The organism is Roseateles sp. P5_E8, assembly GCF_054177665.1.
Map to the genome: position 1 here is coordinate 1 of NZ_JBGCUM010000042.1, position 25,634 is coordinate 25,634.

General features: G+C 68.3%; 14 protein-coding genes. 6 read left to right on the plus strand and 8 right to left on the minus strand.

What is annotated here, in order from left to right; genetic code table 11:
- Window positions 1-46 precede the first annotated feature (46 nt).
- Window positions 47-3,610 (minus strand): alpha-1,6-glucosidase domain-containing protein, encoded by a 3,564-nt coding sequence (locus ACXRVZ_RS20360; RefSeq protein WP_458232761.1) that lies wholly within the window; start codon window positions 3,608-3,610, stop codon window positions 47-49.
- 123 nt (window positions 3,611-3,733) lie between these two features.
- Here ACXRVZ_RS20360 and pulA point away from each other — a divergent pair, with 123 nt between their 5' ends.
- The gene (gene pulA / locus ACXRVZ_RS20365; protein WP_458232762.1) at window positions 3,734-7,318 is read left to right on the plus strand and encodes a pullulanase-type alpha-1,6-glucosidase; all 3,585 of its coding nucleotides are present in this window, start codon (window positions 3,734-3,736) and stop codon (window positions 7,316-7,318) included.
- A gap of 11 nt (window positions 7,319-7,329) precedes the next feature.
- On the plus strand, window positions 7,330-7,884 hold the full coding sequence (locus ACXRVZ_RS20370; RefSeq protein WP_457427437.1) for a PEP-CTERM sorting domain-containing protein: 555 nt from the start codon (window positions 7,330-7,332) through the stop codon (window positions 7,882-7,884).
- A gap of 71 nt (window positions 7,885-7,955) precedes the next feature.
- Here ACXRVZ_RS20370 and ACXRVZ_RS20375 read toward each other — a convergent pair whose 3' ends face one another.
- A complete protein-coding gene (locus ACXRVZ_RS20375) occupies window positions 7,956-9,281 on the minus strand; it encodes a type II toxin-antitoxin system HipA family toxin (protein WP_458232763.1) in 1,326 nt (441 codons plus the stop codon).
- A gap of 2 nt (window positions 9,282-9,283) precedes the next feature.
- Window positions 9,284-9,628 carry a helix-turn-helix domain-containing protein gene (locus tag ACXRVZ_RS20380; RefSeq protein WP_457427441.1) on the minus strand — a complete coding sequence of 115 codons (345 nt, stop codon included), beginning with the start codon at window positions 9,626-9,628 and terminating at the stop codon, window positions 9,284-9,286.
- 315 nt (window positions 9,629-9,943) lie between these two features.
- Between ACXRVZ_RS20380 and ACXRVZ_RS20385 the strand changes: the two genes are divergently transcribed.
- Window positions 9,944-10,726, plus strand: a complete 783-nt coding sequence (locus ACXRVZ_RS20385) for a substrate-binding periplasmic protein (RefSeq protein ID WP_457427443.1) — start codon at window positions 9,944-9,946, stop codon at window positions 10,724-10,726.
- Here the strand turns inward: ACXRVZ_RS20385 and ACXRVZ_RS20390 are convergent, their stop codons facing one another.
- Window positions 10,727-13,417 carry an alpha-1,6-glucosidase domain-containing protein gene (locus ACXRVZ_RS20390; protein WP_458232764.1) on the minus strand — a complete coding sequence of 897 codons (2,691 nt, stop codon included), beginning with the start codon at window positions 13,415-13,417 and terminating at the stop codon, window positions 10,727-10,729.
- Between the two features lie 209 nt (window positions 13,418-13,626).
- Between ACXRVZ_RS20390 and ACXRVZ_RS20395 the strand changes: the two genes are divergently transcribed.
- From ACXRVZ_RS20395 to ACXRVZ_RS20405, 3 genes are read left to right on the plus strand one after another with little or no spacing between them, the layout of a single operon-like run.
- Window positions 13,627-15,210, plus strand: a complete 1,584-nt coding sequence (locus ACXRVZ_RS20395) for an alpha-amylase family glycosyl hydrolase (RefSeq protein WP_458232765.1) — start codon at window positions 13,627-13,629, stop codon at window positions 15,208-15,210.
- 2 nt (window positions 15,211-15,212) lie between these two features.
- Complete coding sequence (locus ACXRVZ_RS20400) at window positions 15,213-17,087, plus strand: glycoside hydrolase family 13 protein (protein ID WP_457427449.1); 1,875 nt, start codon at window positions 15,213-15,215, stop codon at window positions 17,085-17,087.
- Window positions 17,088-17,097: 10 nt separating this feature from the next.
- Entirely contained in the window at window positions 17,098-18,927 is a 1,830-nt protein-coding gene (locus ACXRVZ_RS20405; RefSeq protein ID WP_458232766.1) for a glycoside hydrolase family 13 protein, read from the plus strand.
- 48 nt (window positions 18,928-18,975) lie between these two features.
- Here the strand turns inward: ACXRVZ_RS20405 and ACXRVZ_RS20410 are convergent, their stop codons facing one another.
- The 4 genes from ACXRVZ_RS20410 to glgB form a co-directional block, all read right to left on the minus strand.
- A complete protein-coding gene (locus ACXRVZ_RS20410) occupies window positions 18,976-19,638 on the minus strand; it encodes a PEP-CTERM sorting domain-containing protein (protein ID WP_457427453.1) in 663 nt (220 codons plus the stop codon).
- Between the two features lie 108 nt (window positions 19,639-19,746).
- The gene (gene malQ / locus ACXRVZ_RS20415; protein WP_457427455.1) at window positions 19,747-21,255 is read right to left on the minus strand and encodes a 4-alpha-glucanotransferase; all 1,509 of its coding nucleotides are present in this window, start codon (window positions 21,253-21,255) and stop codon (window positions 19,747-19,749) included.
- Window positions 21,252-23,324: a glycogen debranching protein GlgX gene (glgX, locus tag ACXRVZ_RS20420; RefSeq protein ID WP_457427457.1), complete on the minus strand. Its 2,073-nt coding sequence runs from the start codon at window positions 23,322-23,324 to the stop codon at window positions 21,252-21,254. The genes malQ and glgX overlap by 4 nt, the downstream gene beginning before the upstream one ends.
- 57 nt (window positions 23,325-23,381) lie before the next feature.
- Window positions 23,382-25,559 carry a 1,4-alpha-glucan branching protein GlgB gene (glgB, locus tag ACXRVZ_RS20425; protein ID WP_457427459.1) on the minus strand — a complete coding sequence of 726 codons (2,178 nt, stop codon included), beginning with the start codon at window positions 25,557-25,559 and terminating at the stop codon, window positions 23,382-23,384.
- Between the last annotated feature and the right edge of the window lie 75 nt (window positions 25,560-25,634).

The window sequence follows — 25,634 nt, forward strand, 5'->3', positions numbered from 1 at the left end:
TGGCAGGCCCGGCGCTCGGCCCGCGAATGCAGGCCGCCTGGGCAAGTCAGGGCAATACAAAGACGACGGCCGAGCGCGCCGGCAGCGTGAAGCGGCCGGTGGCGGGGTCGAAACTGGCGCCGGTGGCCACGCGCTGGTCGGCGGCACCGGCGGCGCGGTGCACCGGGTGCAGCGCCAGCGCCTGGCCGATTTCGCCGGCCGCCGTCAGCGTCTGCGCGGCCTTGTCGACGTTGATCAGGTAGACGACGCGCTTGAAGCCGGCGCCCGCGTACCCATTGCCGTCCAGCGTGGCGGCCAGCACGACGGGGTTCTGGCCCGAGCCGGTGTTGAGGAACTTCAGCCGCGCCTTGATGTCATCGGCCGTGCGCAGCCGGAATAGCGTGGAGCTGGCGCGGATCTTCAGCAGGTCGCGAAAGGCGTCGCGCATCCAGGCGATGTCGCCCGGCGCCGGCTTGATGGTGGTGTTGATGAGGAAGGGCTTGAGCAGCGCCCAGTCCGCGCCGTTGTCGCCCTGACTGGGCAGGCCGGTGCCGAAGTAGTTGTCCTGCGCGCTCCAGTCGATGCGGTTGAACCAGTCGCCGCTGTCGTAGCTGTTCCTGTCGAGCGACTTGCTGCGCAGCAGGTCGGTGCCGGCATGGAAATAGGCCACGCCCTGGCTGAAGGCGTTGATGGCGTTGGCCAGCAGCTGCACGCGGGTGCGGTCCTCGCGGCTGGTGGCGGTGGGCAGGCGCAGGGCCAGCACGTCAAACAGCGTCAGGTTGTCGTGGTTCTCCACGTAATTGACGACCTCGTCGGGCTGGCTGCTCCAGCCAATGTTGTTGCCCAGGCTCTCGGCCGTAACCGTCGCGTCCCAGTGCGTCGTGAAGGTATAGCTGCGCAGGCTGCCGGCGAGCGAGGCCTTGAGCTGGTCGCCCACCCACATCAGGTCGGTCTTGCTGCGCCCGGCGCCCGAGGCATTGGGGTCGTAGAACAGGCCGCTGACAAAGCCCTGGTTGCTGACGAGGGCGGCTCCTGAGTCGCAGCAGCCACCGCCGCGCACGGCGTCGCGAATGATGGGGTTGAAGCTGCCAATGCCCGAGCCGTTGAGGCTGTAGAGCGTGGCCTGCACGAAGCGGGCGCCGTCCTGCACCTCGCCGAAGTTCCAACCTTCGCCGATCAGCTGCACGTCGCGGCCCAGGGCCGTCTTCAGGCGCGCCTTCATCGCCTCCATGACCGCGCGCGGCTGGTGCCCCATGATGTCGAAGCGGAAGGAGTCGAGCTTGTAGTCGCGCGCCCATTGCAGCACCGAGTCGCTCATGAGTTTGCCCATCATGAGGTGCTCGGTGGCGGTGTTGTCGCAGCAGGTCGAGGTGGTGACCTTGCCGGCCGCGTCCAGGCGGTGGTAGTAGCCCGGCACGATGCGGTCCAGGATGGACTTCTCGTTCTGGCCCGATGCCGTCGTGTGGTTGTACACAACGTCCATGCCCACCCGCAGGCCGGCGTTCTTCAGGCCCAGCACCATCTGACGGAACTCGACGATGCGCTTGGCACCGTCGGCCGCTTCACTCGCGTAACTGCCCTCGGGCGCGTTGTAGTGATACGGGTCATAGCCCCAGTTGAAGCAGTCGCTGCTGGCCGTGGCCGAGACGGCGGCCTGCTGGGTTTCGGCATCGGCCGCACCGAACGGCGTCGGCGTTGTGCAGCCGCTTTCGGGCACCGAGGCGAGGTCGAAGACAGGCAGCAGGTGCACGTCGGTCAGGCCGGCATCGGCCAGCGCCTTCAGGTTCATGCCGTTGGAGCCGCTCTCCGTGAACGCCAGGTACTTGCCCCGGTTGGCTGCGCTGACGGTCGCGTCGTTTGCCGAGAAGTCGCGCACATGCAGCTCGTAGATGGCCATGTCGGTCTGCGCCGCGACCTTGGTGGACGTGGGCGCGCCATCCCAGCCGGCAGGCTTGAGGTTGGCCGCGCCCAGGTCGGCGATGTAGCTGCGCCTGGAGTCGGTCGTCAGGCTGACGGAGTACGGGTCGGTGACGAGGTTGCGCACGATGCCGCTGCCGCGCACGAAGACCTCGACGGCGAAGCGGTAGTACTTGCCGGACAGGTCGCCCGCCTTGGCCGCGCTCCACACGCCGGTGGCGGCGTCGAAGGCCAGCGCGTCTATGGTCCTGGCGTCGCCCGTGCTGCTGTCGTAGGTGAAGACGGTGACCTTCTGGGCCGTGGGCGCCCAGAGCTTGAAGGTGGTCTGGCCGCCGGCGATCTTGACGCCCAGGTCGTTGACGTTGGCGGCCGCCGCGTAGAGCTCGTCCAGCGCGGCGGGGGTCTGGGCGCTGGTGGCGTTCTGCACATTGCCCGAGGCGTCTTCCTGCACCAGCAGCAGTTGCTTCTTGTGCAGCTCGCCGAGCTGGGCGGCGTCGGCATCCTTCACCGTCAGCACGACGCCGCTGGCAATGAACTTGAAGCGCGTGGCGACAGCCGAGGGCAGGCTGCCGGTGAAGCGATCCAGCGTGATGGCCCCGTCCGCGCCGGCCACCTTGCCATCCTTGACGGCGGTGATCTGCGCCGTGGCCGAGTGGTAGAGCTTGAACGTGCCGCCGGCGTCCACCTGCGGCCATTGGATGAGCTGCTTCGTCAGCCAATAGGCCTTGGCGTCCGTCGTCGAGACGCTGCGCGTGTCGGGCGCGGCGGGGTAGACCGTGGCGTCACCCTGCACCAGCCACACCTCGGCGAGCTGGCTCTTGATCGTCAGCGAGCCGAAGTCGACGCGGACGTTGTCGGCGCGGCCATCCTTGTTGTCCTGGTTGGGCGAGACGCCGTGGACGATGAACTCCAGCGACTTGCGCGAGGCGTCGTCCTTGGGGTTGAGCACGGGCAGGTCGAAGACGACTTCACCGGCGTTGACGGCCGCGTAACTGGCCAGCTTGCTGAAGGCCACCGGGTTGGGCCAGTCGCCAACGGTGGTGCCCGAAGGCAGGCGCGCCGCGTCCAGCCCGCTGCCGCCCCACAGGTGCAGACCCCAGGCGGCGAAGTTCCCGTCGAAGCGCTTGTAGTGCACGCGCACGGTGGTGATGTCGGGCGCGGTGCTGCTCAGCGGGTTGGCGGTGTAGGTGGCGTTGTCGCCCTGCACGCGCCAGATCTCGTTGGCGCCGGCCTTGAGCACCCAGGTCTGGTCGGTGCCGCCGTGGTCCTTGTCATCGCCCTTGTGGAAGAGGTAGCCCACGCTGCCGGTCTGCGTGGCCAGCGGCACGTTGTAGACGGCGCCGAAGCTGTCGGTCGCGTCGGCATTGCGGCCCGCGCCCCAGTCCACGGCGGCGGCGGCGTTCCAGTGGTGCAGCTGCCAGCCGGTGTAGTCACTTGCCGTGCGGCGGTAATGGATGGTCAGCGTCGTCGTCGCGCCGCCGGGTGCGCTGGCGGCGGGGCTGGCCGGCTGGGCAGACAAGACCTTCTGGAAGCCGGTCTCGTTGCCGACGTCCAGGCCGGCGGGCGGGATGGGTGAGGGGTCGGGCGCGGGGGTGGTTGAACCCCCGCCGCCTCCTCCGCAGGCCGCCAGGGCCAACGCCAGGAACAGGAAAGCCGCGCCGCTCCTCAGCGCCACAACACACGAAGCAAAACTACATTTGTTGGTAGAAATCATGTCAATTCACGGTCAATATGTGGATTGCCTCACGGTGATTTCGCAAAGTCCACCGGGATTCCACCAACTTGGATATGTAGTTTTACTCCAATAGCATGCACGCAAATTCAAGGAGACACGGGCATGAAGGCATGGGCAGACGGTTTCGCGCGGCAGGCGCGGCGGGTGTTGGGGGCGGCGACGCTCGGCATGTGCGGGCTGCTGGCGGCCTGTGGCGGCGGCACCGCGGAGGTCCCACAACAAGGACCGACGAGCAGCATCGGCACGGCAGCAGCGGCGGATGAAATCGGCGTTGAACTGCTGGCCGGCGTGCCTGCGGTCGCCCTGCCCCGCGCCAGGATCGCCGCCGTAGCCTCGCCCGCCGAGCCGGCCACGTCGCTGCGCGTGCACTACCGCCGCAGCGACGGCAACCATGCCGGCTGGCAGATCCACACCTGGAACGCCGCGCAAAGCCCGAACTGGAACGGCGGCTGGAACGCGGCCGGCAGCGACGACTTCGGCGTCTATTACGACGTGCCACTGGCCTCGGGCAGCGGCTCGGTGGGCTTCCTGCTGCACAACGGCGACAACAAGGACAACGGCGGCGCCGACCAGAGCTATGTGCTGCAGGCCGGTGCCAACGAGATCTGGCGGCTGCAAGGCGACGGCGTCAACTACGCCAGCAACCCGCTGCTGCTGGCCGCACCCGACATCAAGACCGTGCGCGTGCACTACAAGCGCTTCGACGGCGGCTACGCCAACTGGGGCCTGCACCTGTGGAACGGCAGCGGGCTGAACGCACCGGCGCTGCCGACAGGCGTACAGATCGAGAACTGGGGCCAGCCCGTGCCGCTGAGCGCGATGGCCGGCTATGCGGCCGTCGACGGCGAGGTCGTGTTCGACATCCCCGTTCTGAACCCGCAAGGCGATGTGAACCGCAAGGCGCTGGAATTCATCATCCACGGCCTGTCGCCCAACGAGAACGACAAGGACGGCCGCAACGACAACATCCGCGTCGACTTCGCCGCGCTGACCATCCAGAACCAGGTCGGCCAGATCTGGCTGGTGGAGCGCGACGCCACCGTCTACTTCGCGCCGCCCGACCTGCGCAGCGTCTCCAGCACCGACGCGCGCGCCGTGTGGCTGAACAAGACGCTGGTGAAGTGGCCACGCGTCACCGCCTCCGGCGTCGTGCGCCTCTACCACTCGGCCACCGGCCAGATCAGCGTCGCCGCGGACGCGCAAGTGCAAGGCGCCGACGGCTTCATCACGCTGGACCCCTTCACCGGCACCGCGCCGGCCGCCGATGCGCTGCGCTTCAAGTACGTCGGCAACGGCGCCGTGTTCGGCGTGCGCAGCGCTGACATGGCCCGCCTGCCCGCGCTGCACCAGCAGCAGCTCGTGCTCGTGCAGCAGGACGCGGCGGGCAAGGTGCAGAACGCCACCACCGCACAGATTGCCGGCGCGCTGGACGATCTCTACGCCGCGGCCAACAACGTGCCCGACCTGGGCGCCGCCGCCAGCAATGGCAACACCAGCTTCAAGCTGTGGGCGCCGACCGCGCAGACCGTGTCCCTGGTGCTGACGACCGCCCTGGGCAATTCGGGGCTGACCCGCACGACCACTGAGCCGATGACGCGCGACGTCGCCACCGGCGTGTGGAGCCTGACCAAGCAAGGCCATCTGCAGGGCGCCATCTACCGCTACCAGGTGCAGGTCTTCGTGAAGGGCACGGGCCTGGTGAAGAACCTCGTCACCGACCCCTACTCGCTGGGCCTGACGATGGGCGGCCAGCAGAGCGTCGTCATGGACCTGCAGGCACAGGCGACCAAGCCCAATGGCTGGGACCAGAGCGCCCCGCCCGCCACCGTGGCCGCGCCGTCGGACCTGAGCATCTATGAGCTGCACGTGCGCGACTTCTCGATCAACGACGCCACCGTGCCCGCCGCCAAACGCGGCAAGTACCTGGCGTTTGCCGAGAGCGGCTCCAACGGCATGAAGCACCTCACGGCCCTGGCCGCCGCCGGCCTGACCGACGTGCACCTGCTGCCGGTCTTCGACATCGCCAGCGTCAACGAGAAGAGTTGCACGACGCCCTCGCCAAGCGGCACGCCCGACAGCGAATCCCAGCAAGCCACAGTGGCCACCACCGCCGGCACCGACTGCTTCAACTGGGGCTACGACCCGCACCACTTCACGACGCCGGACGGCAGCTATGCCAGCAACGCCAACGACCCGCTCGCCCGCGTCGTCGAGTTCCGCCGCATGGTGCAGTCCCTCAACGCCGCCGGCCTGCGCGTGGGCATGGACGTGGTCTACAACCACACGACCTCGTCCGGCCAGAACGCCACCTCGGTGCTCGACAAGGTCGTGCCCGGCTACTACTTCCGCTACAACGCCACGGGCGGCATCGAGCGTTCGACCTGCTGCGAGAACACCGCGTCAGAGAACCTGATGATGGCCAAGCTGATGATGGACTCGGCCGTCACCTGGACGCGTGACTACCGCATCAGCTCGCTGCGCTTCGACATCATGGGCCACCACCCACGCTCGGTCATCGAGGCGCTGAAGGCCCGCGTCAAGCTCGCCACCGGCCGCGAGGTGCAGATCGTCGGCGAGGGCTGGAACTTCGGCGAAGTGGCCAACGGCGCGCGCTTCGTGCAGGCCGAGATGCTGTCGCTGAACGGCTCCGGCATCGGCAGCTTCAACCCGCTGATCCGCGACGCGGTGCGCGGCGGCGGCTGCTGCGACAGCGGCAACGCCGTCGTCGCCAACCAGGGCTATGTCAACGGCTTCTTCTACGACAGCAACGCCAGCGCCTCCGGCCAGAGCCGCGGCGAGCTGATGTGGTTCGCCGACCGCCTGAAGGCGACACTGGCCGGCTCCATCCGCAGCTTCCAGATGCAGACAAGCTGGGACGCAACGCTGCGCCTGGACCAGATCGACGTCGGCGGCATCCCGGCCGGCTGGGTGCTGGAGCCGGGCGAGGTCGTCAACTACGTGGAGAACCACGACAACTTGACCTTGTTCGACAACAACGCCTTCCGCCTGCCGACAACCACGAGCAAAGAAGACCGCGCCCGCGTGCAGATCCTGGCCAATGCCATCAATGCCTTCAGCCAGGGCGTGGCCTACTTCCATGCCGGCACCGACACGCTGCGCAGCAAGTCGCTCGACAGGAACAGCTACGACAGCGGCGACTGGTTCAACCGGCTGGACTGGAGCTACCAGGACAACGGTTTCGGCGCCGGCCTGCCGCCCTCGCGCGACAACGCCGACAACTGGGCGCTGGCCCGGCCGCTGCTGGCCAATGCGCTGATCAAGCCCCACGCCAACGACATCGCCTGGACGCGCGACGCCTTCCGCGACCTGCTGAAGATCCGCAAGAGCACCACGCTGCTGCGCCTGCGCACGGCCGAGGACATCAAGGCGCGGCTGACCTTCCTGAACACCGGCTCGTCGCAAGAGGCCACGGTGCTCGTCGGCCGCCTGAATGGCGTGGGCTACCCGGGCGCCAACTTCGATGAGCTCGTCTACCTGATCAACGTCGACAAGACCGCCAAGCAGTTGACCCTGCCGACGCTGGCCGGCCACGCACTGGAACTGCACCCGGCGCACACCGCCGACCAGCGCGCTCGCGCAGCCACGTTCGACCGCACGACCGGCGCCTTCAACGTGCCGGCCCGCACGGCCGTCGTCTTCGTCGTCCGCCCTGCCGCATCCAACTGAGAACCCAAGCCATGAACAAGTCACTCCAACGCCTGGCCGCTGCGGCCGCCCTCGCCTTCGCCGGACTCACCGCCAACGCTGCCACAGTTGTCGTGGACGTCAGCGGCGCGAACAGCTTCAACCGGCTGGTCGAAGCTGGCAACACGGGCTGGCTCATCGACATCGGTGCCAACGCCGTGCTGAACTCGCTCGATTGGACGGTGACGCTGAACGCCTTCGCGCCCAGCAGCCTGTCGGAAATGCTGGTCAGCTTCGGCAACTCCAGCGGCGCGGACCTCGTCACGTTTTCCCCCGATGCGCTCGCCGGCTTCAGCGGCAGCGGCAGCTACACCGGCTCGCTGGACCTGACCGGGCTCGGGCTCGCCGCAGGTGCCGATGGCAAGCTGTACATCGTGTTCAGCGAGGACTTCAATGACTTTGCTCCCGGAGTGGCAGAAGGCCAGTGGGTCAGCGGCACCCTGACGTTCGACGTGACGGCTGCGGCGGTGCCGGAGCCGGGCAGCGCGGCGCTGGCGGCGCTGGGTCTGGGTCTCGTGGCCGGCGCACGTCGCCTCCGTCGCGACTGACATCCAGGCTGCACGAAAGACCAAGGGCTTGGCGATTCGCCAAGCCCTTTTGCTTTGGCGCCAGCACGCCCCTAGATCCGGATGTGCCTTGACGCGATATCCGCAGTGATGGCCTCCGGCACCCCTGCCTCCTCCGCATGCTCCTGCCACCCGGCGACCGCGCCGGCAACCTGGGCGATGACGTCCCGCGCCGTGCCTATGCCGAAGCGCTCTGCTTCTGCCATCAGATCGCCGACTGAAAAGCCATCCACCTTGCCGTTCACCGACATCAGGTGGTGCCTGGTCCAGATGCTGCTGGGGTTGTGGGCGAAGGTGACGTCGTAGGCCGGCGCCAGGGCCCAGGGCTGGCCGCGGCGCAGGATGAAGGCGAAGTTCTTGGCATGGTCGTCGCAGTTGCGCGCCATCACATTGAAAGCCATGCGCCGGAACGCCTCTTCAAGCTGCGCATAGGGCAGCGCCAACTGCTTCATGGCCTGGAAGAGCTGCGCGTAGGCGTTCACCCCTCGCAGGTTGAAGTCCAGGTGCGACATGGCGCACAGCGACTGGACGTGGTGCTTGCCGTTGCCGTCGTGGCGGTCGAATCGGCGCGTCATGAAGTGGGCGCGGCCGTTCTCTTCCAGCAGGTCGCAGGCCGTCATGGCGATGCCGGCGGCCAGCGCCATGCGGTGGTAGGCGTACTCGATGCGGCCGTAGTGGCCCGGCGTGCCCAGGGCGTCGTCGCCGCCGATGCCGTCGAACTTCAGCAGCCAGTGCTGGAAGCCCTCTGGCGCCTCGAACTGGCCGGACAGCATCTCGCGCGTCGTCGGGTTCAGCGCGATGACGGCCTTGGCGCGGGCGCCGCCGGCCGACGTGCCCACCTCGATGATGTTGCGCAGCGCCAGGCTGGTTTCTTCATCGCCCTCCAGCTCGCCGTGGACGGCCTGGCGGGCCGTGGTGACCAGCTCGGCCAGGTTGATGGCGGTGGGCTTGCGCGTCGCCAGGCCGCGCGCGGGGCGGAACTCCAGGGCGCCCATGGCCCGGTGGCCCAGGTAGGCCAGGCGGTCCAGCGGCGTCACCGCTGCGACGGGGTAGCCGCGCTCGGCCATGTAGCGGTTCACTAGCGCGTTGCCGAACTTGTCGGGCAGCGCGTCGGCCAGCATGGCCGGCAGGCGGTAGTAGGTGTCGCGGCTCAGGTCGGGGAAAGCGAAGGGCGCCGCGCCGCGGCCGATGGGCATCTGCAGCGGCGCCAGCTCGATGCCGGCGCGCAGCCACGCCGGGTAGTACTGGAAGGCGTAGCAGCCCAGGCGCGGGTCCAGCGCGACGGCCCCGACCTCGTCGCCCCAGCAGTAGACGTCGATGGCGTCGACCGGCCTGAACGGTGCCGACCTCTTCTTCGCGGCTTTCCTGGCGGTGACCATGGTCAGTTGTCGCTCGGGCGCAGGGGCTTGCCGGCCACGGGCGGCTGGCGCTCGCCCGTGGCCCGCTGCCGCTGATGTCCCAGCCGCATGACGTCGATGGGGCTGACGGTGACCTTGGGCGCGAGCGTGGCCAGCCAGCCCTCGCGGCCCAGGACGCGCAGCACGCGCACCAGCGTGCCCAACGTGGCGCCGGCGCCGCTCTCCAGGTTCACCAGGGCCGTGCGCGAGATGCCTGCCTGCTTCGCCAGGTCCAGCTGGGCGACGTTCTTGTCCAGCCGCAAGCGCTTGATGTCTTCACCCAGCGCCGCGATCAGCTCATCGGCTGTCGAGTCAATCAATGTCTTCATAAAAAGCCACCAATATCATTAATTTCCATCAATGATCTTATTTGAACACACTGATACGCGTAATTCTTGATTTGAATTTCTCTATTTCATTGACTTCAAAAGAAGTCATTGATCATGACTTAAAAGGATTTTGTATCTTTATGAAGTCACCATAGAACAATGTTCTCGACACGCGTGCCCTGACGAACATCGCCTAGCTGCACACCCCACGCTCGCGCGCGCTAAGGCCCAGGCTCTTGCTGCGCAGCATGTCCGGTTCGATCACCCACCTGCCTCGCACTTGCAGCGTTAGCGCGACGCTGAGACGATGCTGCGGTGCAATCCACCCGCCGCGCCACCCTCGCCACCCTGCCTGCGCTGATCCTGCCCGGAGTGGCACAGCCGGCAGCCCAGCCCCAGACCCCGCACCTCCCGCTGACGCTGGTCACCAGCGATCTGCCGCCGATGACCATGCCCGGCGAAGCAGGCCAGCGCGGCGTGCTGCTGGACCTGGTGGAGGTAATGCTCAAGCAGGCCGAACTGGCCACCCAGCCGGAGTTCTTCCCCTGGGCTCGCGCCATGCTGTTGGCGGGCGAGAAGCCGCGCACGCTGATCGTGCCGCTCAACCGCACCGCCGACCGCGAGGCGCGCTTCCAGTGGCTGGTGAAGCTCTATGCGCAGCGCTTCAGCTTCATCACGCTGGCAGGCAAGCCGCGCGTGGACAGCATCGAGCAGGCACGCAACCTGCGCATCGCCGGCCTGCGCGCCTCGTCCAACCTCGACCAGCTGCAGAAGCAAGGCGTGCCGCTTGCGCGGGTCTATCAATCCACCAGCGTTGCCGACATGCAGCGCGCGCTGGAGCGCGGCCTTGTCGACGCCCTCTACGGCAGCGAACTGATCCACGCCGACGCCTGGCGGCGCAGCGGCCGCAATGTCGCACTGCTGCAGACGGGGCTGGCGCTGGAGTCTGCCGACGTCTGGCTGGCCGCACAGAGCGGCATCACCGAGGCCGAGAAGGCGCGGCTGCAGCAGGCGCATGACGCGCTGCTGGCGGACGGCAGCGTGGAGCGCCTGTTCAAGCGCTATGGCCTGAAGTTCAGGCCGGAGGATTCGCGCTAGTCAATCCAGCACGAAGACGGCCGCGCTGCGCGCCGGCACCTCGAACCGGCCGGCCTGGAAGCGCGCCTCGCGCTTCACGCGCTCGTCCGCGCCCCGGCGCTGCACCGGGTGCAAGGCCCAGCGCGCCTTGGCCTCATCGGGCAGCACCAGCGCCTGGGCGGTCGGCGCGACGTTGATCAGCGTCAGCACCGCCTTGTGACCACCCATGCCGCGACCGTCTATGCGCGTCGCCACCAGCACGGGGTTCTGGCCCGGGCCGCTGCCAGGGAAGCTCAAGCGCTTCTTGATCTCGGCGGCGCTGCTCAAGCGCAGCAGCGGCGTGCTGGCGCGGATCTGCAGCAGGTCGCGGAAGACGTCGCGGGCCCAGGCGATCTCGGCCGGGCCGGGGGCTATTGAAGGGTCGGCCAGCCGCTCGCGGGCCAGCGCCCAGTCACAGCCGTCCTTGCCAAGGTTGTCCTGCTTGGGCGGCAGGCCGGTGCCGAAGTGGTTGCTCTGGTAGCTCCAGTCCAGCCGGTTGAACCAGTCGCCCGAGTCGTAGCTGTTGCGGTCCAGGCTCTTGCTGCGCAGGATGTCCTGGCCGGCATGGAAGTAGGCGATGCCCTGACTGAAGGCCACCAGCGCCGCGCCCAGCATCTGCACGCGGGCGCGGTCCTCGCGGCTGGTCGCCAGCGGCAGCTTCAGCGTGTTGACGTCGAACAGCGTCTGGTTGTCGTGGTTCTCCACGTAGTTGACGACCTCGCCGGGCTCGGACGCGAAGCCGGCCGGCTGGTCGCCGCCGTAGAGGATGGCATCGAGGCGCTTGGTTTCGCCACGCCAGGTTGTCAGCTCATAGCCGCGCAACGAGCCGGCAAGGCCGACGCGGATCATGTCGGCGGCGGTCAGCAGTTCTTCCGGCTTCGAGTTCGACAAGGCATTGGGCGCGTACACCAGGCCATTCAGCCAGCCCTGGTTGCGCACGCTGTCGTCGCCGCCCTCGCCTGCGTTGCCACCGCGTGCGGCATCCCGGCCGCGGTCGCTGAACGAGCCGATGCCACTGCCGTTCAAGCTCAGCTGCGAGGCCTGCTGGAAGCGCGCACCGTGAGCCACCTCGCCGAAGTTCCAGCCCTCGCCCAGCAGTTGCACCGGGCGGCCGGCTTCGGCGTTCACGCGCTTCTGTAGCTTCTCCATCGCCTCGCGCGGCTGGTGGCCCATCAGGTCAAAGCGCATGGAGTCGATGCGGTACTCGCGCACCCACAGCGCCGCCGAGTCGATCATCAACTTGGCCATCATGCGGTGCTCGGTGGCCGTGTTGTCGCAGCAGGTGGAGCGCTCGATGGCGCCCTTGGCGTTGAGGCGGTGGTAGTAGCCGGGCACGAGCCGGTCCAGCACGGACTTCTGTGCCTGGCCGGCCGCGGCCATGTGGTTGTAGACCATGTCCATGCCCACGCGCAGGCCGGCCTGGTGCAGAGCCATCACCATCGAGCGGAACTCGACAACGCGCTGGAGCGGGTCGGTCGCGAAGCTTCCCTCGGGCGCGTTGAAGTGCCAGGGGTCGTAGCCCCAGTTGAAGCAGTCGTCAGCGGCCAGGGCCATGACGGCGGCCTGCTGTGCCTCGCTGTCGGCGGGCGCGTTCGGCACGGTGGGTGTCTTGCAGCCGCGCTCGGGCACGCTGGCGAGGTCGAAGACGGGCAGCAGGTGCACGTCAGTCATCCCTGCCCTGGCGAGCGCCTTCAGGTGCTTCATGCCGTTGGACGAGCCCTCGGTGAAGGCCAGGTACTTGCCGCGCCAGGCGGGGCGCACCGTCGCGTCGCTGACGGAGAAGTCGCGCACATGCAACTCGTAGATGAGCTGGTCCGTGGCCGCCTTCACGCGCGTCGGGCGCGGCACGGCGTCCCAGCCGCGGGGTTTGAGCGCGGCCGAGGCGAGATCGGCAACGACGCTGCGCTGCGAATCGGCCGTCAGCGCCACTGAGTAGGGGTCGGTGACGAGGTTGCGCACGCGGCCATGCGTGGGCGTGATGACATCGACGAGGTAGCGGTAGGCCTGGCCGCCCAGGTCGCCCGGTAGCGTGGCGCGCCACACGCCGGTGGCGGGGTCGAACTGCATCGCGTCGGCGGCGACGGCGGGCGACTCCGCGCCGCCGTAGCGGCACAGCAGCACACGCTGGGCCGTCGGCGCCCAGACGGCGAAGCCCGTCCGCGCCTGGGTCGGGTTGGCGCCAAGGTCGCTCAGGCCTCCAGCGGCGGCGTAGAGGTCGTCCAGTGCGCCCGGCGTCTGCACGCCGGTGGACGCCATGACGCGGCCGTCCGCCGTCTCGTGCACGAGAAGCAGTTGCTCGCGCAAAAGTGCAGCCACGTCCACGCCGTTCACCGCAAAGCGCGGCCCGTCGCCGATGAAGCGGAAACGCAGCGGCAGCGCGTTGGCGCTCGGTTGCAGTTCGACCGCCCCGTCGCCGCCCGCAACCACCTCATCCGTCACTGCCCGCAGTCCCGCTGCGCGCGCGTGATGCAGGCGCAGCCGCTCGCCCGCCTGCAGCTTCAGCCCCGGCCATTGCAGCGTGCGCGCGTCCAGCCAATAGGCCTCGGCCGAAGCGCTGGCGGCGGGCAGCGGCAGCGGCACCGGCGCGTTGCAGTCGTCGAGATCGCCCGCCCGTGCGGCTGCGGCGATCAGCGTCAGGCCCAGCAGCACTAACAGCTTGGGGCGAGGCGTCATGGCTTGTCTCCTTGTCATTGCCGTGATAGTAGCAAAACTACATTTATCGAAATCCCGCTATCGCTGCACTCTTGCATCTCGGTATGCTCGGCGTCAATCGGATAAGTAGTTTGATTACATCGCCGCCCGCCTCGACCAGATTCGTCGGCCCTCGCCCGCCTCCGCGTCATCGCCGCGCGCCCACACGCATCCGCGCTGAAAGCATGCCCATGCGACTCCTCCTCTCCCTCGCGCTCGCCCTTGCCGGCACCACCGCGCAAGCCCAGATCGACACCCGCCCCGTGCCCGCCCAGCCGCGCGCCAGCACCTTGCCGGCCAACTGGCAGCAAGGCGTCTTCATGGAAGTCTTCGTGCGCGGCTACCAGGACAGCAACGGCGACGGCATCGGCGACCTGCGCGGGCTCACGAGCCGGCTGGACTACCTGAAGAAGCTCGGCGTCAGCGGCCTGTGGCTGATGCCCATCACCGCCAGCTCCGACCACGACCACGGCTACGCGACGACCGATTTCCGCGCCGTCGAACCGCAGTACGGCACGCTGGCCGATTTCGACGAGCTGATCCGCGAGGCGCACAAGCGCGGCATCGGCATCGTCATGGACTACGTCATCAACCATGCGTCCTGGCAGTTCCCGCCCTTCCAGCAGGCCGTGGCCGACCGCAACAGCCCCTGGCGCAGCTGGTTCGTCTGGGACGCCAACCCCGGCCCGGGTTGGGACATCTGGGGCAAATACCCCTGGTACGACGCCGCCACCAAGCCCTGGGACTGGCCCGGCGAGCTGAAGGACCTGCCCCCGCCAAGGCCCGGCGCGCCAGACGTGTTCTTCGGCACCTTCGGCCCGCACATGCCCGACTTCAACATGCGCAACCCAGCGGTGGTGCAGTACCACGAGGACTCGCTGCGCTTCTGGCTCAACCGCGGGCTGGACGGCTACCGGCTGGACGCCGTGCCCCACCTGATCGAGAACAACGCCAAGGACTGGAACGACCAGCCCGAAAGCCGCGTGCTGACCAAGCGCTTCCAGGACCTCATCAAGCGCTACCCCGGCCGCTACGTCGTCTGCGAGGCCACAGCCGAGCCCATTGCCTACGGCAAGCCGGAGCTGTGCGGCGGCGCCTTCGCCTTCAACCAGAACTACGAGCTGATGAAGGCCGCCAAGGGCGATGCCGCAGCCGTGAAGAAGCTGGCCGACTACTACCGTGCCATGTCCCCGACGATGGCGACCTTCCTGCACAACCACGACATCTTCACCGGCCAGCGCGTGTGGGACCAGCTGCACGGCGACGAGGCCCGCTACCGGCTGGCGGCTGCGAGCTACCTGCTGCTGCCCGGCACGCCCTTTGTCTACTACGGCGAGGAGATCGGCCTGGCTGGCATCGACGGCAAGGACGCCAAGGACGATGCGCCGCTGCGCTCGCCGATGAGCTGGACGGCGGCTGGCGGTTTCTCGACGAACCCGCAGCCCTTCCGCCCACTGGCGCTGAACCGCAGCAAGAACAACGCCGAGAGCCAGCAGCGCGACCGGGCCTCGCTGTTCAACTTCTACCGCGAACTGATCGCGCTGCGCCGCATGTCGCCCGCACTGACGCTGGGCCGCTACGAGGCCGACAAGGTCGACGGCCACCTTTGGACCTTCCAGCGCGTGCACGGCAAGGAGCGCCTGCTGGTGGCCATCAACTACGGCGACGCGTCAGCCACGCTGGACCTGCCGGCCCGCGCTCGCGCCATCTACCCCAAGGCCGGCGCCCGCGCCGCGCTGCCGCCGCTCTCCGTGCGCGTCTACTCGCTGAACTGAACATGAACCGACACCTCACCCGCAGCCTGCTCGCCGCGCTACTGATCTGTTCCGCCCCCGCCTGGGCCGCCGACGTCGAGCGCATCGAGCCGCCGCACTGGTGGGTCGGCATGCGCGACACCCAGCTTGAACTGATGGTGCATGCGCCCGGCATTGCCAAGGCCAAGGCCAGGCTGCACGCACCAGTGCCTGGCGTGCGCCTCAAAGGCAGCACCCGCCTGGACAGCGACAACTACCTGTTCGTCGCGCTGGACATTGCGAACAGCGCCAAGCCCGGCACGCTGACTCTCGACTTCATCGCCGCCGACGGCAAGACCGTGGTCGCCAGCCAGGCCTACCCGCTGCGCGCCCGCGCACCCGGTTCGGCCCAGCGCCAGGGCTTCGACGGCCGCGACGCGATCTACCTCGTCGTGCCCGACCGCTTCGCCAACGGCGACCCGGCCAACGACAACGCCGGCAAGCTCGGCGACCCGGTCAACCGCATCAACGCCGACGGCCGCCACGGTGGCGACATCCAGGGCATCGCCGACAAGCTCGACTACATCGCCGGCCTGGGCTTCACGCAGCTCTGGCCCACGCCGTTGGTGGAGAACCGCCAGCCCGAGTACAGCTATCACGGCTACTCGCCGACCGACCTCTACAAGATCGACCCGCGCTTCGGCACGAACGACGACTACCGCGCGCTGGTCGCCAAGGCCCGCGCCAAGGGCCTGGGCACCATCCACGACATCGTGCCCAACCACATCGGCTCGGGTCACTGGTGGATGGCCGACCTGCCCTCGCGCGACTGGGTCAACCAGCATGCGCAGTACACGGAGACCAATCACCGCCACGTCACGCAGATCGACCCCTACACGGCGCCCAGCGACCTCGAGCGCTTTGCCGGCGGCTGGTTCGTGCCGACGATGCCCGACCTCAACGGCCGCCAGCCCAAGATGGAGCGCTACCTGATCCAGAACGCGATCTGGTGGGTGGAGGACGCTGGCCTCAGCGGCCTGCGCGTGGACACCTATCCGTACTCCGACAAGGCCTTCCTGGCGCGCTGGTCCGGCGCCGTCATGCGCGAGTACCCCAGGCTCACGCTGGTGGGCGAGGAGATGACCGCCAACCCGCTGCAGGTGAACTACTGGCTGGCCGGCAAACCCAAGCACGACGGCTATGTGTCGCACATGCCCAGCATGATGGACTTCCCGCTGCACTACTGGCTGCGCGAGGCGCTGATGGAGCCCGACAACAAGGGCTACGGCACCGGCTGGGGCAAGCTCTACGAGGCCATGGCCAACGACGCCCTCTACCCCGAGCCGACGCGCATGGTGCTGTTCGAGGGCAACCACGACACCAACCGCATCTTCTCGGCCGTGGGCGAGGACGCCGGCCTGAACCGCATTGCCATCACCTTCATCGCCACGACGGCGCGCACGCCGCAGTTCTTCTACGGCAGCGAGATCCTGATGAAGAGCCCCATCGAGCGATCGGACGGCCTCGTGCGCTCGGACTTCCCCGGCGGCTGGGCCGGCGACACGGTCGACGCCGTCTCGGGCCGTGGCCTCACCGATGCGCAGCGCGACGCCCAGAGCTATCTGCGCAAGCTGCTCACCTGGCGCAAGTCCGCACCGGCCATCCACCACGGCAAGCTGATGCACTACAACCCGCTGGACGGCGTCTACGTCTACTTCCGCACCACGGACAAGCAGAAGGTGATGGTGGTGCTGAACAAGAACACCGCCACGACCGAGATCGACACCCGGCGCTTTGCCGAGCAGCTGACGGCGCGCTCCGCTGGCCGCGACGTCATCAGCGGCGAGCGCCACGAGCTGGGCCGAACGTTGAGCCTGGCGCCGCGCTCCGCCCTCGTGCTGGACGTCACCGAACGCTGAAAGGCGTCCCATGAAAGCCCTCATCACCCTCGCCACCTCCCTGCTGATGACTCTGCCCGCTATGGCCGCCGAGACGGCCCACCGTGTCGAACCGCCCAACTGGTGGGTCGGCATGCGCGACACATCCCTGCAACTGATGCTGCACGCGCCCGGCATCGCCGACGCCCAGCCCACGCTCACGCCCTACCCCGGCGTGACGCTCAAGGCCAGCCACCGCGTCACCAGCGCCAACTACCTCTTCGTCGACCTCGACATCGGCCCGAATACCAAGCCCGGTGAACTGGTGCTGTCCGTGGCCGGCAAGCCGCTGCGCTACACGCTGATGGCTCGCGCACCGGGTTCGGCGGAGCGCCAGGGCTTCGGCCCGAAGGACGCGATCTACCTGGTCGTGCCCGACCGCTTTGCCCAGGGTGGCAGCGGCAGGCAGACCGACATGAAGGAAGGCGTCGACCGCAAGGACCATGGCGGCCGCCACGGCGGCGACCTGGCCGGCCTGCGCCAGCACCTGGGCTACATCGCCGGCCTGGGCTTCACGCAGGTGTGGCCAACGCCGCTGGTCGAGAACAACAGCGCCAAGTACAGCTATCACGGCTATGCAGCGACCGACTTCTATCGCATCGACCCACGCTTCGGCACGAACGACGACTTCGGCGCCTTCGTGGCCGAGGCGCGCTCAAAAGGCGTGGGCGTCATCCAGGACATCGTGCTGAATCACATCGGCGCCGGCCACTGGTGGATGAAGGACCTGCCCGCGCCCGACTGGGTCAACGCCTGGCCGCAGTACACCGAGACGCACCATGCGCGCATGACGCTGCAGGACCCGTACGCGTCGGCGAACGACCGCAAGCGCTTCACCGACGGCTGGTTCGTGCCTGCCATGCCCGACCTGAACCAGCGCCGCCCCGAGCTGGCGACCTATCTGACGCAGATGACGCTGTGGTGGATAGAGAGCTACGGCCTGTCCGGGCTGCGCACCGACACCTACTCGTACAGCGACCGTGAGTTCCTGAGCCGCTGGTCGGCCCGCGTCATGCAGGAGTACCCACGCCTGAACATCGTCGGTGAGGAGTGGAGCCCGCATCCCGCCGTCGTGTCCTACTGGCAGCGCGGCAAGAAGAACCACGACGGCTATGTGTCCCACGCGCCCAGCATGATGGACTTCCCCATGCAGGCCAACCTGCTCGCGGCGCTGCTGGAGGACGACGGCGCCCACACCGGCCTGACCAAGCTCTACGAGGGACTGGCGCACGACTTCGTCTACCCCGACCCGGCCAACCTCGTCCTCTTCGATGRCAACCACGACACGCCTCGCCTGTTCTCGCTGCTGAAGAACGACGTCGGCCTGACCAGGATCGCGCTGGCCTACCTGGCCACGACACGCCGCATYCCGCAGCTCTTCTACGGCAGCGAACTGCTCATGCAAAGCCCCACCGAACGCGACGACGGCCGCGTGCGCGCCGACATGCCGGGGGGCTGGAAGGGCGACACGGTCGACGCGTTCACCGGAGCCGGGCTGACAGCCGAGCAGCGCGACATGCAGGACTGGGTGAGCCGCCTCTTCACCTGGCGCAAGGGCGCGACCGTCATCCACGACGGCGCGCTGATGCAGTTCGCGCCGCTGGAGGGCGTCTATGTGTTCTTCCGCTATGACGCAGGCCGCACCGTCATGGTCGCGCTGAACAAGACCGGCAAGGCGGTTGACCTGCCCACCGCGCGCTTCGCCGAACGTCTGGCGGTGGGCTACCGCGCACGTGACGTGCTGGGCGGCGATTCATTCACCATTGGCACGACGATCCGTGTGCCGGCGCGCAGCCCGCTGATCCTGGAACTTTCGCGCTGAAAAGAACAAGGGCCCCGAGGGGCCCTTTTCAATTGGCGCGAGGCGCGATCAACGCTGGCGGCGGCGGGCCAGGAAGCCCACGATGCCCAGACCGGCGAGCAGCAGTGCGTAGCTCTCGGGCTCAGGCACCGGCGCAGCCTCGAACGCGAAGCTCAGCTTGTTCTGCGGCTGGCCGCTGATGCCCGCGAAGCTGCCGGCGCTGGCGGTCAACGTGATCCAGGCGTCCTTAACTTCAATGCTCGTGACCCCGGTCAGAGCCTGGCTGCTGGTGCCCGAGAAGTACCCGAAAGGCGCGACCGTGGGGGTCTTGCCCAGAGGCGCGGTCGGCAGGACGAAATCCACACCATTCACGCTCAAGGTTGCATTGGCGGTGAGGCCGGTCGAACCGGCGAACTCGGCGTAGACCAGATTGCCGAGGGTACTCACCAACGTGCCGCCCAGCGCATAGCCGGAGTTCGCGGTCAGCGTGAAGCTGGGCAACGCAAACGACACCGACACCGCGGAACCGCCGGCATTGCTGACGGAAACAAGATTGGTCACCGACCATTCGAAACCGAAGACGTTGCCACTGCTGGACCAGCTGCTGAAGGAGTTGAAGGCCGCCGTTTCGTCGTAGGTGACCGTGTAGGCACCCGCGTTGTAGACGGTGGTGGCAGAGGCCAGGCCGGAAGCCAGCAGGGCTACGGCGGCGGCGAGAGTCTTCAATTGCATATCTGTCCCTTTTGTGGTCGGGGCAGAGGCCCCGTTCAAACGTGCGCGATGCTAAAGGGATAGGCCTGACAGGGGTTCCCCCGATTCACGGGGAGCTTCATCGCTGAATCAAGGCAGCTGCAACAACTCGAACGGCCCGCGCCCCGAGGCCGCCGTGATGAGCCCCAGCACCCGCGTCGGCTCGTTGCCTATCCAGTCCCAGTGGAAGCGCCAACCCCAGTTGCCGCCCAGCACGCCGGGCACGTTCATGCGGTGGCTGCCGTTCAGGCCCAGCACGTCTTGCAGTGGATAGACGGCGATGTTGGCCACCGAGTTGGCGCAGGCGCGGATCATGGCCCAGTGGATGTCGTGGTCGCCGCAGGCCAGGTACGAGCCGGCGAACTGGCGCTCGCGGGGCTTGGCCTGCTCCCACCAGCCGCGCACGGTGTCGTTGTCGTGCGTGCCGGTGTAGGCCACCGAGGCGGTGGGCCACATATGCGGCAGGAACTCGTGGTCGCCCTCGGCGCCGAAGGCGAATTGCAGGATCTTCATGCCGGGGAAGCCGCAGCCGTCGCGCAGTTCGTGCACGTCATCGGTGATGAAGCCCAGGTCCTCGGCCACGATGGGCAGCGGGCCGAGCGCCTTTTTGATGGCATCGAACAGCGCCATGCCGGGGCCGGTCAGCCACTGGCCCTGCTTGGCGTCGGGGCTGCTGGCGGGGATCTCGTAGTAGCCGGCAAAGCCGCGGAAATGGTCGATGCGAAAGACGTCAGCCTGACTCAGCGCACGCTGGATGCGCGCCGTCCACCAGGCGTAGTTCTCCTCGGCCATCTTGTCCCAGCGGTAGAGCGGATTGCCCCAGCGCTGGCCGAGCGGACCAAGGTCATCGGGCGGCACGCCGGCCACCACGGTGGTCTGGAAGTTCTCGTCCAGCTCGTAGAGGTCGGGGCGCGACCAGCAGTCGGCGCTGTCGTGGGCGACGAAGATGGGCAGGTCGCCCATCAGGTGCACGCCGCGCTCGTTGGCGTAGGCCTTGAGCGCGCCGCCCTGCACGTCGAACTGCCATTGCACGAACTGCCAGAAGGCGATTTCGTCGGCGTAGTCCTTGCGGGCCTTGGCAATCGCCTTGGGCTCGCGCTTCTTGAGGCCTTCGCTCCATTCCCACCACGGCTGGCCGTTCAGCGGCGAGCGGATGGCCATGAAGAGCACGTAGTCGTCCAGCCAGCTCTGCGCCTCCAGGCACCACTTGGCGAAGGCGATGCGGTCGGCATCTGCCGCGTTGGCGAAGAAGCCCGCAGCCGCAGCGCGCAGCTGCTGCTCGCGCCAGGGCGTGACGACGCCGTAGTCGACACGCTCGCCGTGGAAGTGCGGCACTTCGGGTTGGGTCAACCAGCCCTTGGCGACCAGCGGCTCCAGCGCCACCATCCACTGGCTGCCGGCAAAGGCCGACACGCCCTGGTAGGGGCTGTCGCCGGGGCCGATGGGCGTCGTCGGCAGCAGCTGCCAGATGGATTGGCCCGCAGACTCCAGCCAGTCAACGAAGCGATAGGCGTCAGGGCCGAAGTCGCCCATGCCATGCGGGCCGGGCAGCGAGGTGATGTGCAGCAGCACACCGGAGGAGCGTTGATTGAGATTCATACGTGACGCAGAACGACGAGTGAGCGGGCCGGCACGCTGAGCGGCTGGCCGGGAAGAACGAGCGGCGCGGCCGATTCGCCGCTGCTGTCGAGCACGAGCTGCCAGGGCCCGTTGCAGAGCAGGAAGGGCAGCGGCGCCGGGTCGGGGTTGAAGACGATCATCAGCCGCGGCGTAGCGGCGTCAGCCTCACGCAGCTGGGCGCCAAAGGCACGCTGGCCGGCGTCGTGCCATTCATGCGGCGTCATCTCGTGGCCGCTGGGGGCGTACCAGGCGATGCTGGCTTCGCCGGGGCCGCTGGCGAACCAGCGCGGGTGGCGCAGCAGCGGCTCGGTGGCGCGCAGGGCCAGCAGTTCGGCGACAAGTTCGGTTGTCCGGAAGTCGGCCTGGTCCCAGTTCAACCACGTCGTCGCGTTGTCCTGGCAGTAGGCGTTGTTGTTGCCGCCCTGGCTGTTGGCGATCTCGTCGCCGGCGCAGAGCATGGGCGTGCCCTGGGCCAGCAGGGTGGTCGCCAGCAGCGCGCGGCGCACGCGCTCGCGAAGCGCGTTGATGGCGGCGTCAGCCGTCGGGCCTTCCGCGCCGAAGTTGGCCGCCAGCTCGCCGTCACGGCCGTCGCGGTTGTCCTCGCCGTTGGCGTGGTTGTGCTTGGTGGAATAACTCGTCAGGTCGGCCAGCGTGAAGCCGTCGTGCACGGCGACGAAGTTGACCGAGGCCGTCGGCAGGCGCCGGCCGTGGTGGAAGACGTCGCTGGAGGCCATGAAGCGGCGCGCGAACTCGCCGCGGCCCGTGCCCACACCCAGCCAGTAGCCGCGCACGGCGTCGCGGAACTTGTCGTTCCATTCCAGGAAGCGGCCCGGGAAGCGGCCGACCTGATAGCCGTCGTAGGCCGCGTCCCAGGGCTCGGCGATCAGGTGCACGCCGGCCAGCACCGGGTCCTGGCGCAGCGCGGTGAAGAAGGCGGCGCCTGCGTCGTAGCCCTGGCGCGTACGGCCGAGCACGGGGGCGAGGTCGAAGCGGAAGCCGTCGACGCCCATCTCGGCCACCCAATGGCGCAGCGAGTCCAGCACGAACTGGGTCACGCGGGGCTGGGAGCAGCGCACGGTGTTGCCGCAGCCGGTGAGGTTCTCGTAGCGGCTCTTGTCGTCGGCAGCGAGCCGGTACCAGGTGATGTTGTCGAGCCCGCGGAAAGACAGCGTCGGGCCGAACTCGTTGCCCTCGGGCGTGTGGTTGTAGACGACGTCGAGCACGACCTCCAGGCCAGCGTCGTGCAGCGCGTTCACCATCTGGCGGAACTCGGCCGTCACGGCGGTCGGGTCCTGGCGATGCTCGGCCTTCGCCCAGCGCGGGTCGGGGCAGAAGAAGCCCAGCGTGTTGTAGCCCCAGTAGTTGTGCAGGCCGCGCTCGGCGAGGTGGGGCTCGTCGATGCAGTACTGCACCGGCAGCAGCGACAGCGTCGTCACGCCCAGGCGCTTGAAATGAGCGATGGATGCGGGGTGGGCCAGGCCGGCGTAGGTGCCGCGCAGCTCTTCCGGCACACCGGGCAGCAGTTTGGAGAAACCCTTGACGTGGACCTCGTAGAGCACGACTTCGGCCGGCGCGCGGCGCGGCTTGTGGGCGCGGGCGTGGGCGACCGGCGGCGGCGGCACGCGCGCCTTCAGCGCTTGGGTGGCGTTGTCGCGTGTGTCCAGCGAGCGCGGGCCGTCCGGGTGGCCCAGCTCGTAGCCATGGTGCTCGGCGCGCCAGCCGAAGTGGCCGACGATCTCGCGCGCCCAGGGGTCCAGCAGCAGCTTGTGCGGGTTGAAGCGGTGGCCCAGCTCCGGCGCGTAGGGGCCGTGGGCACGAATGCCGTAGACGAGGCCGGGGCCGACGCCGGGCAGGAAGCCGTGGAAGACACCGTCATGCGGGCCGTCCAGCGTGTAGCGGCGCAGCTCGCGCTGGCCTTCGCCGTCGAAGACGCAGAGCTCGATGCGCGTCGCGTGCTCGCTGGCAACAGCGAAGTTGACGCCGCCGTCGCGGGCGAGGGAACCCAGGGGCTCATGCCAGCCGGGTTGGAGGTCGGGTAGGTGTGCCATCACAGACCAGCTAGCAAACACGATGCCCGCGGAACGGCGTTGTTGAGCATGGGCAGGTCAGATCGGAACAAAAAACACCGTCGCCAGCGGCGGCAGGTTGATCGCGATGGACAGGCGCTTGCCATGCGCCGGCCGGGCCTGCACGGGCAGGCCGGCCGCAGCCATGCCGTTGCCCATGTTGCTGCCGCCGTAATAGGCCGAGTCGGTATTGAGCGCCTCGCGCCAGGCGGTCACGCCGTCCGGCACGCCCAGCGAGTAGCCCTCGCGCGGCACCGGCGTCATGTTGCTGACGACGATGCACATGCGGCCTGTGCCGTCGCGGCGCACCCAGGCGTAGATGGAGTGCTCGGCGTCGTGGGCGCTGATCCACTCGAAGCCGCCGGCCTCGCAGTCCAGCCGATGCAGGGCGGAGTGCTCGCGGTAGAGCTTGTTCAGGTCGCGCACCAGGCGCTGCACGCCAGCGTGGCGGTCGTCCTCCAGCAGGCCCCAGGGCAGGCCTTCGGCGTGGTTCCACTCCTGGCGCTGGGCGAACTCCTGGCCCATGAAGAGCAGCTTCTTGCCGGGGTGGCCCCACATGAAGCCGTAGTAGGCGCGCAGGTTGGCGAATTTCTGCCAGTCGTCGCCCGGCATCTTGCTGAGCATGGAGCCCTTGCCGTGCACGACCTCGTCGTGCGAGATGGGCAGCATGAAGTTCTCGCTGAACGCATAGATCAGGCCGAAGGTCATCTTGTCGTGATGCCAGCGGCGGTTGATCGGGTCCTCGGCGATGTAGCGCAAGGTGTCGTTCATCCAGCCCATATTCCACTTGTAGTGGAAGCCCAGGCCGCCCGTGTACGTGGGCGCCGAAACGCCGGGGAAGCTGGTGCTTTCCTCGGCCACGGTGATGGCGCCTTCGACCTCGCCGACATGCTCGTTCATCTCGCGCAGCATCGAGATGGCTTCGAGGTTCTCGCGGCCGCCGCGGATGTTCGGAATCCACTCGCCCGCCGGCCGCGAGTAGTCGCGGTAGAGCATGCTGGCCACGGCGTCCACGCGCAGGCCGTCCACGCCCCAGCGCTCGATCCAGTAGAGCGCGCTGCCGACCAGGAACTGGCGCACCTCGGTGCGGCCGAAGTTGTAGATCAGCGTGTTCCAGTCGCGGTGGAAGCCTTCTTTCGGGTCGGCGTATTCGTAGATGCGCGTGCCGTCGAACTCGGCCATGCCGTGCGGGTCAGCCGGGAAGTGCGCCGGCACCCAGTCCAGCAGCAGGCCCAGGCCCGCGTCGTGGCAGGCCTTGACGAAGCGGGCGAAACCCTCGGGCGGGCCGAAGCGGGCGCTGGGCGCGTACAGGCCCAGCGTCTGGTAGCCCCAGGAGCCGTCGAAGGGGTACTCCGTGACGGGCATCAGCTGCAAGTGCGTGAAGCCCATATCGGCGGCGTAGGCGGGCAGCTGCTCGGCGAGTTCGTCCCAGGTGGGGAACTCGGCGGACAGGCCACGGCGCCACGACGCGGCGTGCACCTCGTAGACGCTGATCGGCGACTCGCGCCGGTTGGCGCGCTCGCGCTGGCGCGGCAGCGGCGTGATGTCGGGCAGCGGCGCCACGACGCTGGCCGTGTCGGGCCGCAGCTGGGCGCGGCGGGCATAGGGGTCGGCCTTCAGCGGCAGCAACGTGCCGTTGCCACTGACGATCTCGAACTTATAGAGGTCGCCCTCGGCCGCATGCGGCACGAAGATCTCCCACACGCCGGCCTGGTGGCGCAGCCGCATCGGGTGGCGGCGGCCGTCCCAGTTGTTGAAGCCGCCGACGACGCTGACGCGCCGTGCGTTGGGCGCCCAGACGGCGAAGCGCACGCCGGCCACGTCGCCGTACTGCACAAGGTGCGCGCCCAGGCTCAGGTAGGGCCTTGAGTTGCGGCCCTCGGCCAGCGCCTTCAGCTCGTCGTCGCTGAGCTGGGGGTAGAAGTTGTAGGGGTCGGCATAGACACCCTCACTGCCGCCCGCCCAGCGCACCGCCAGGCGGTAGTCGAAGCGGTGCTTGCGCCGTGGCACCTGGGCCTCGAAGAAGCCGGCGCGGCGGCGCTCCAGCTCGACGATGCGCTTGCCGCTGCCGGCGTCCAGCAGCGCCACCTCATCGGCATCGGGCAGCAGCACCCGCACCCAGAGCCGTCCGCTGTCATCCGCATGCAGGCCGAGCCGGCCGAAGGGATCGGCGTGGCGGCCCGCCAGCAGGGAGTCAACGTCGGCGTCTGTGAGCATCAGTGCGCGCCCGGCCGTCCGAAGGGCACTGACGCCCCCTTGGGGGGCAGCGAGCGAAGGGAGCGTGGGGGCATC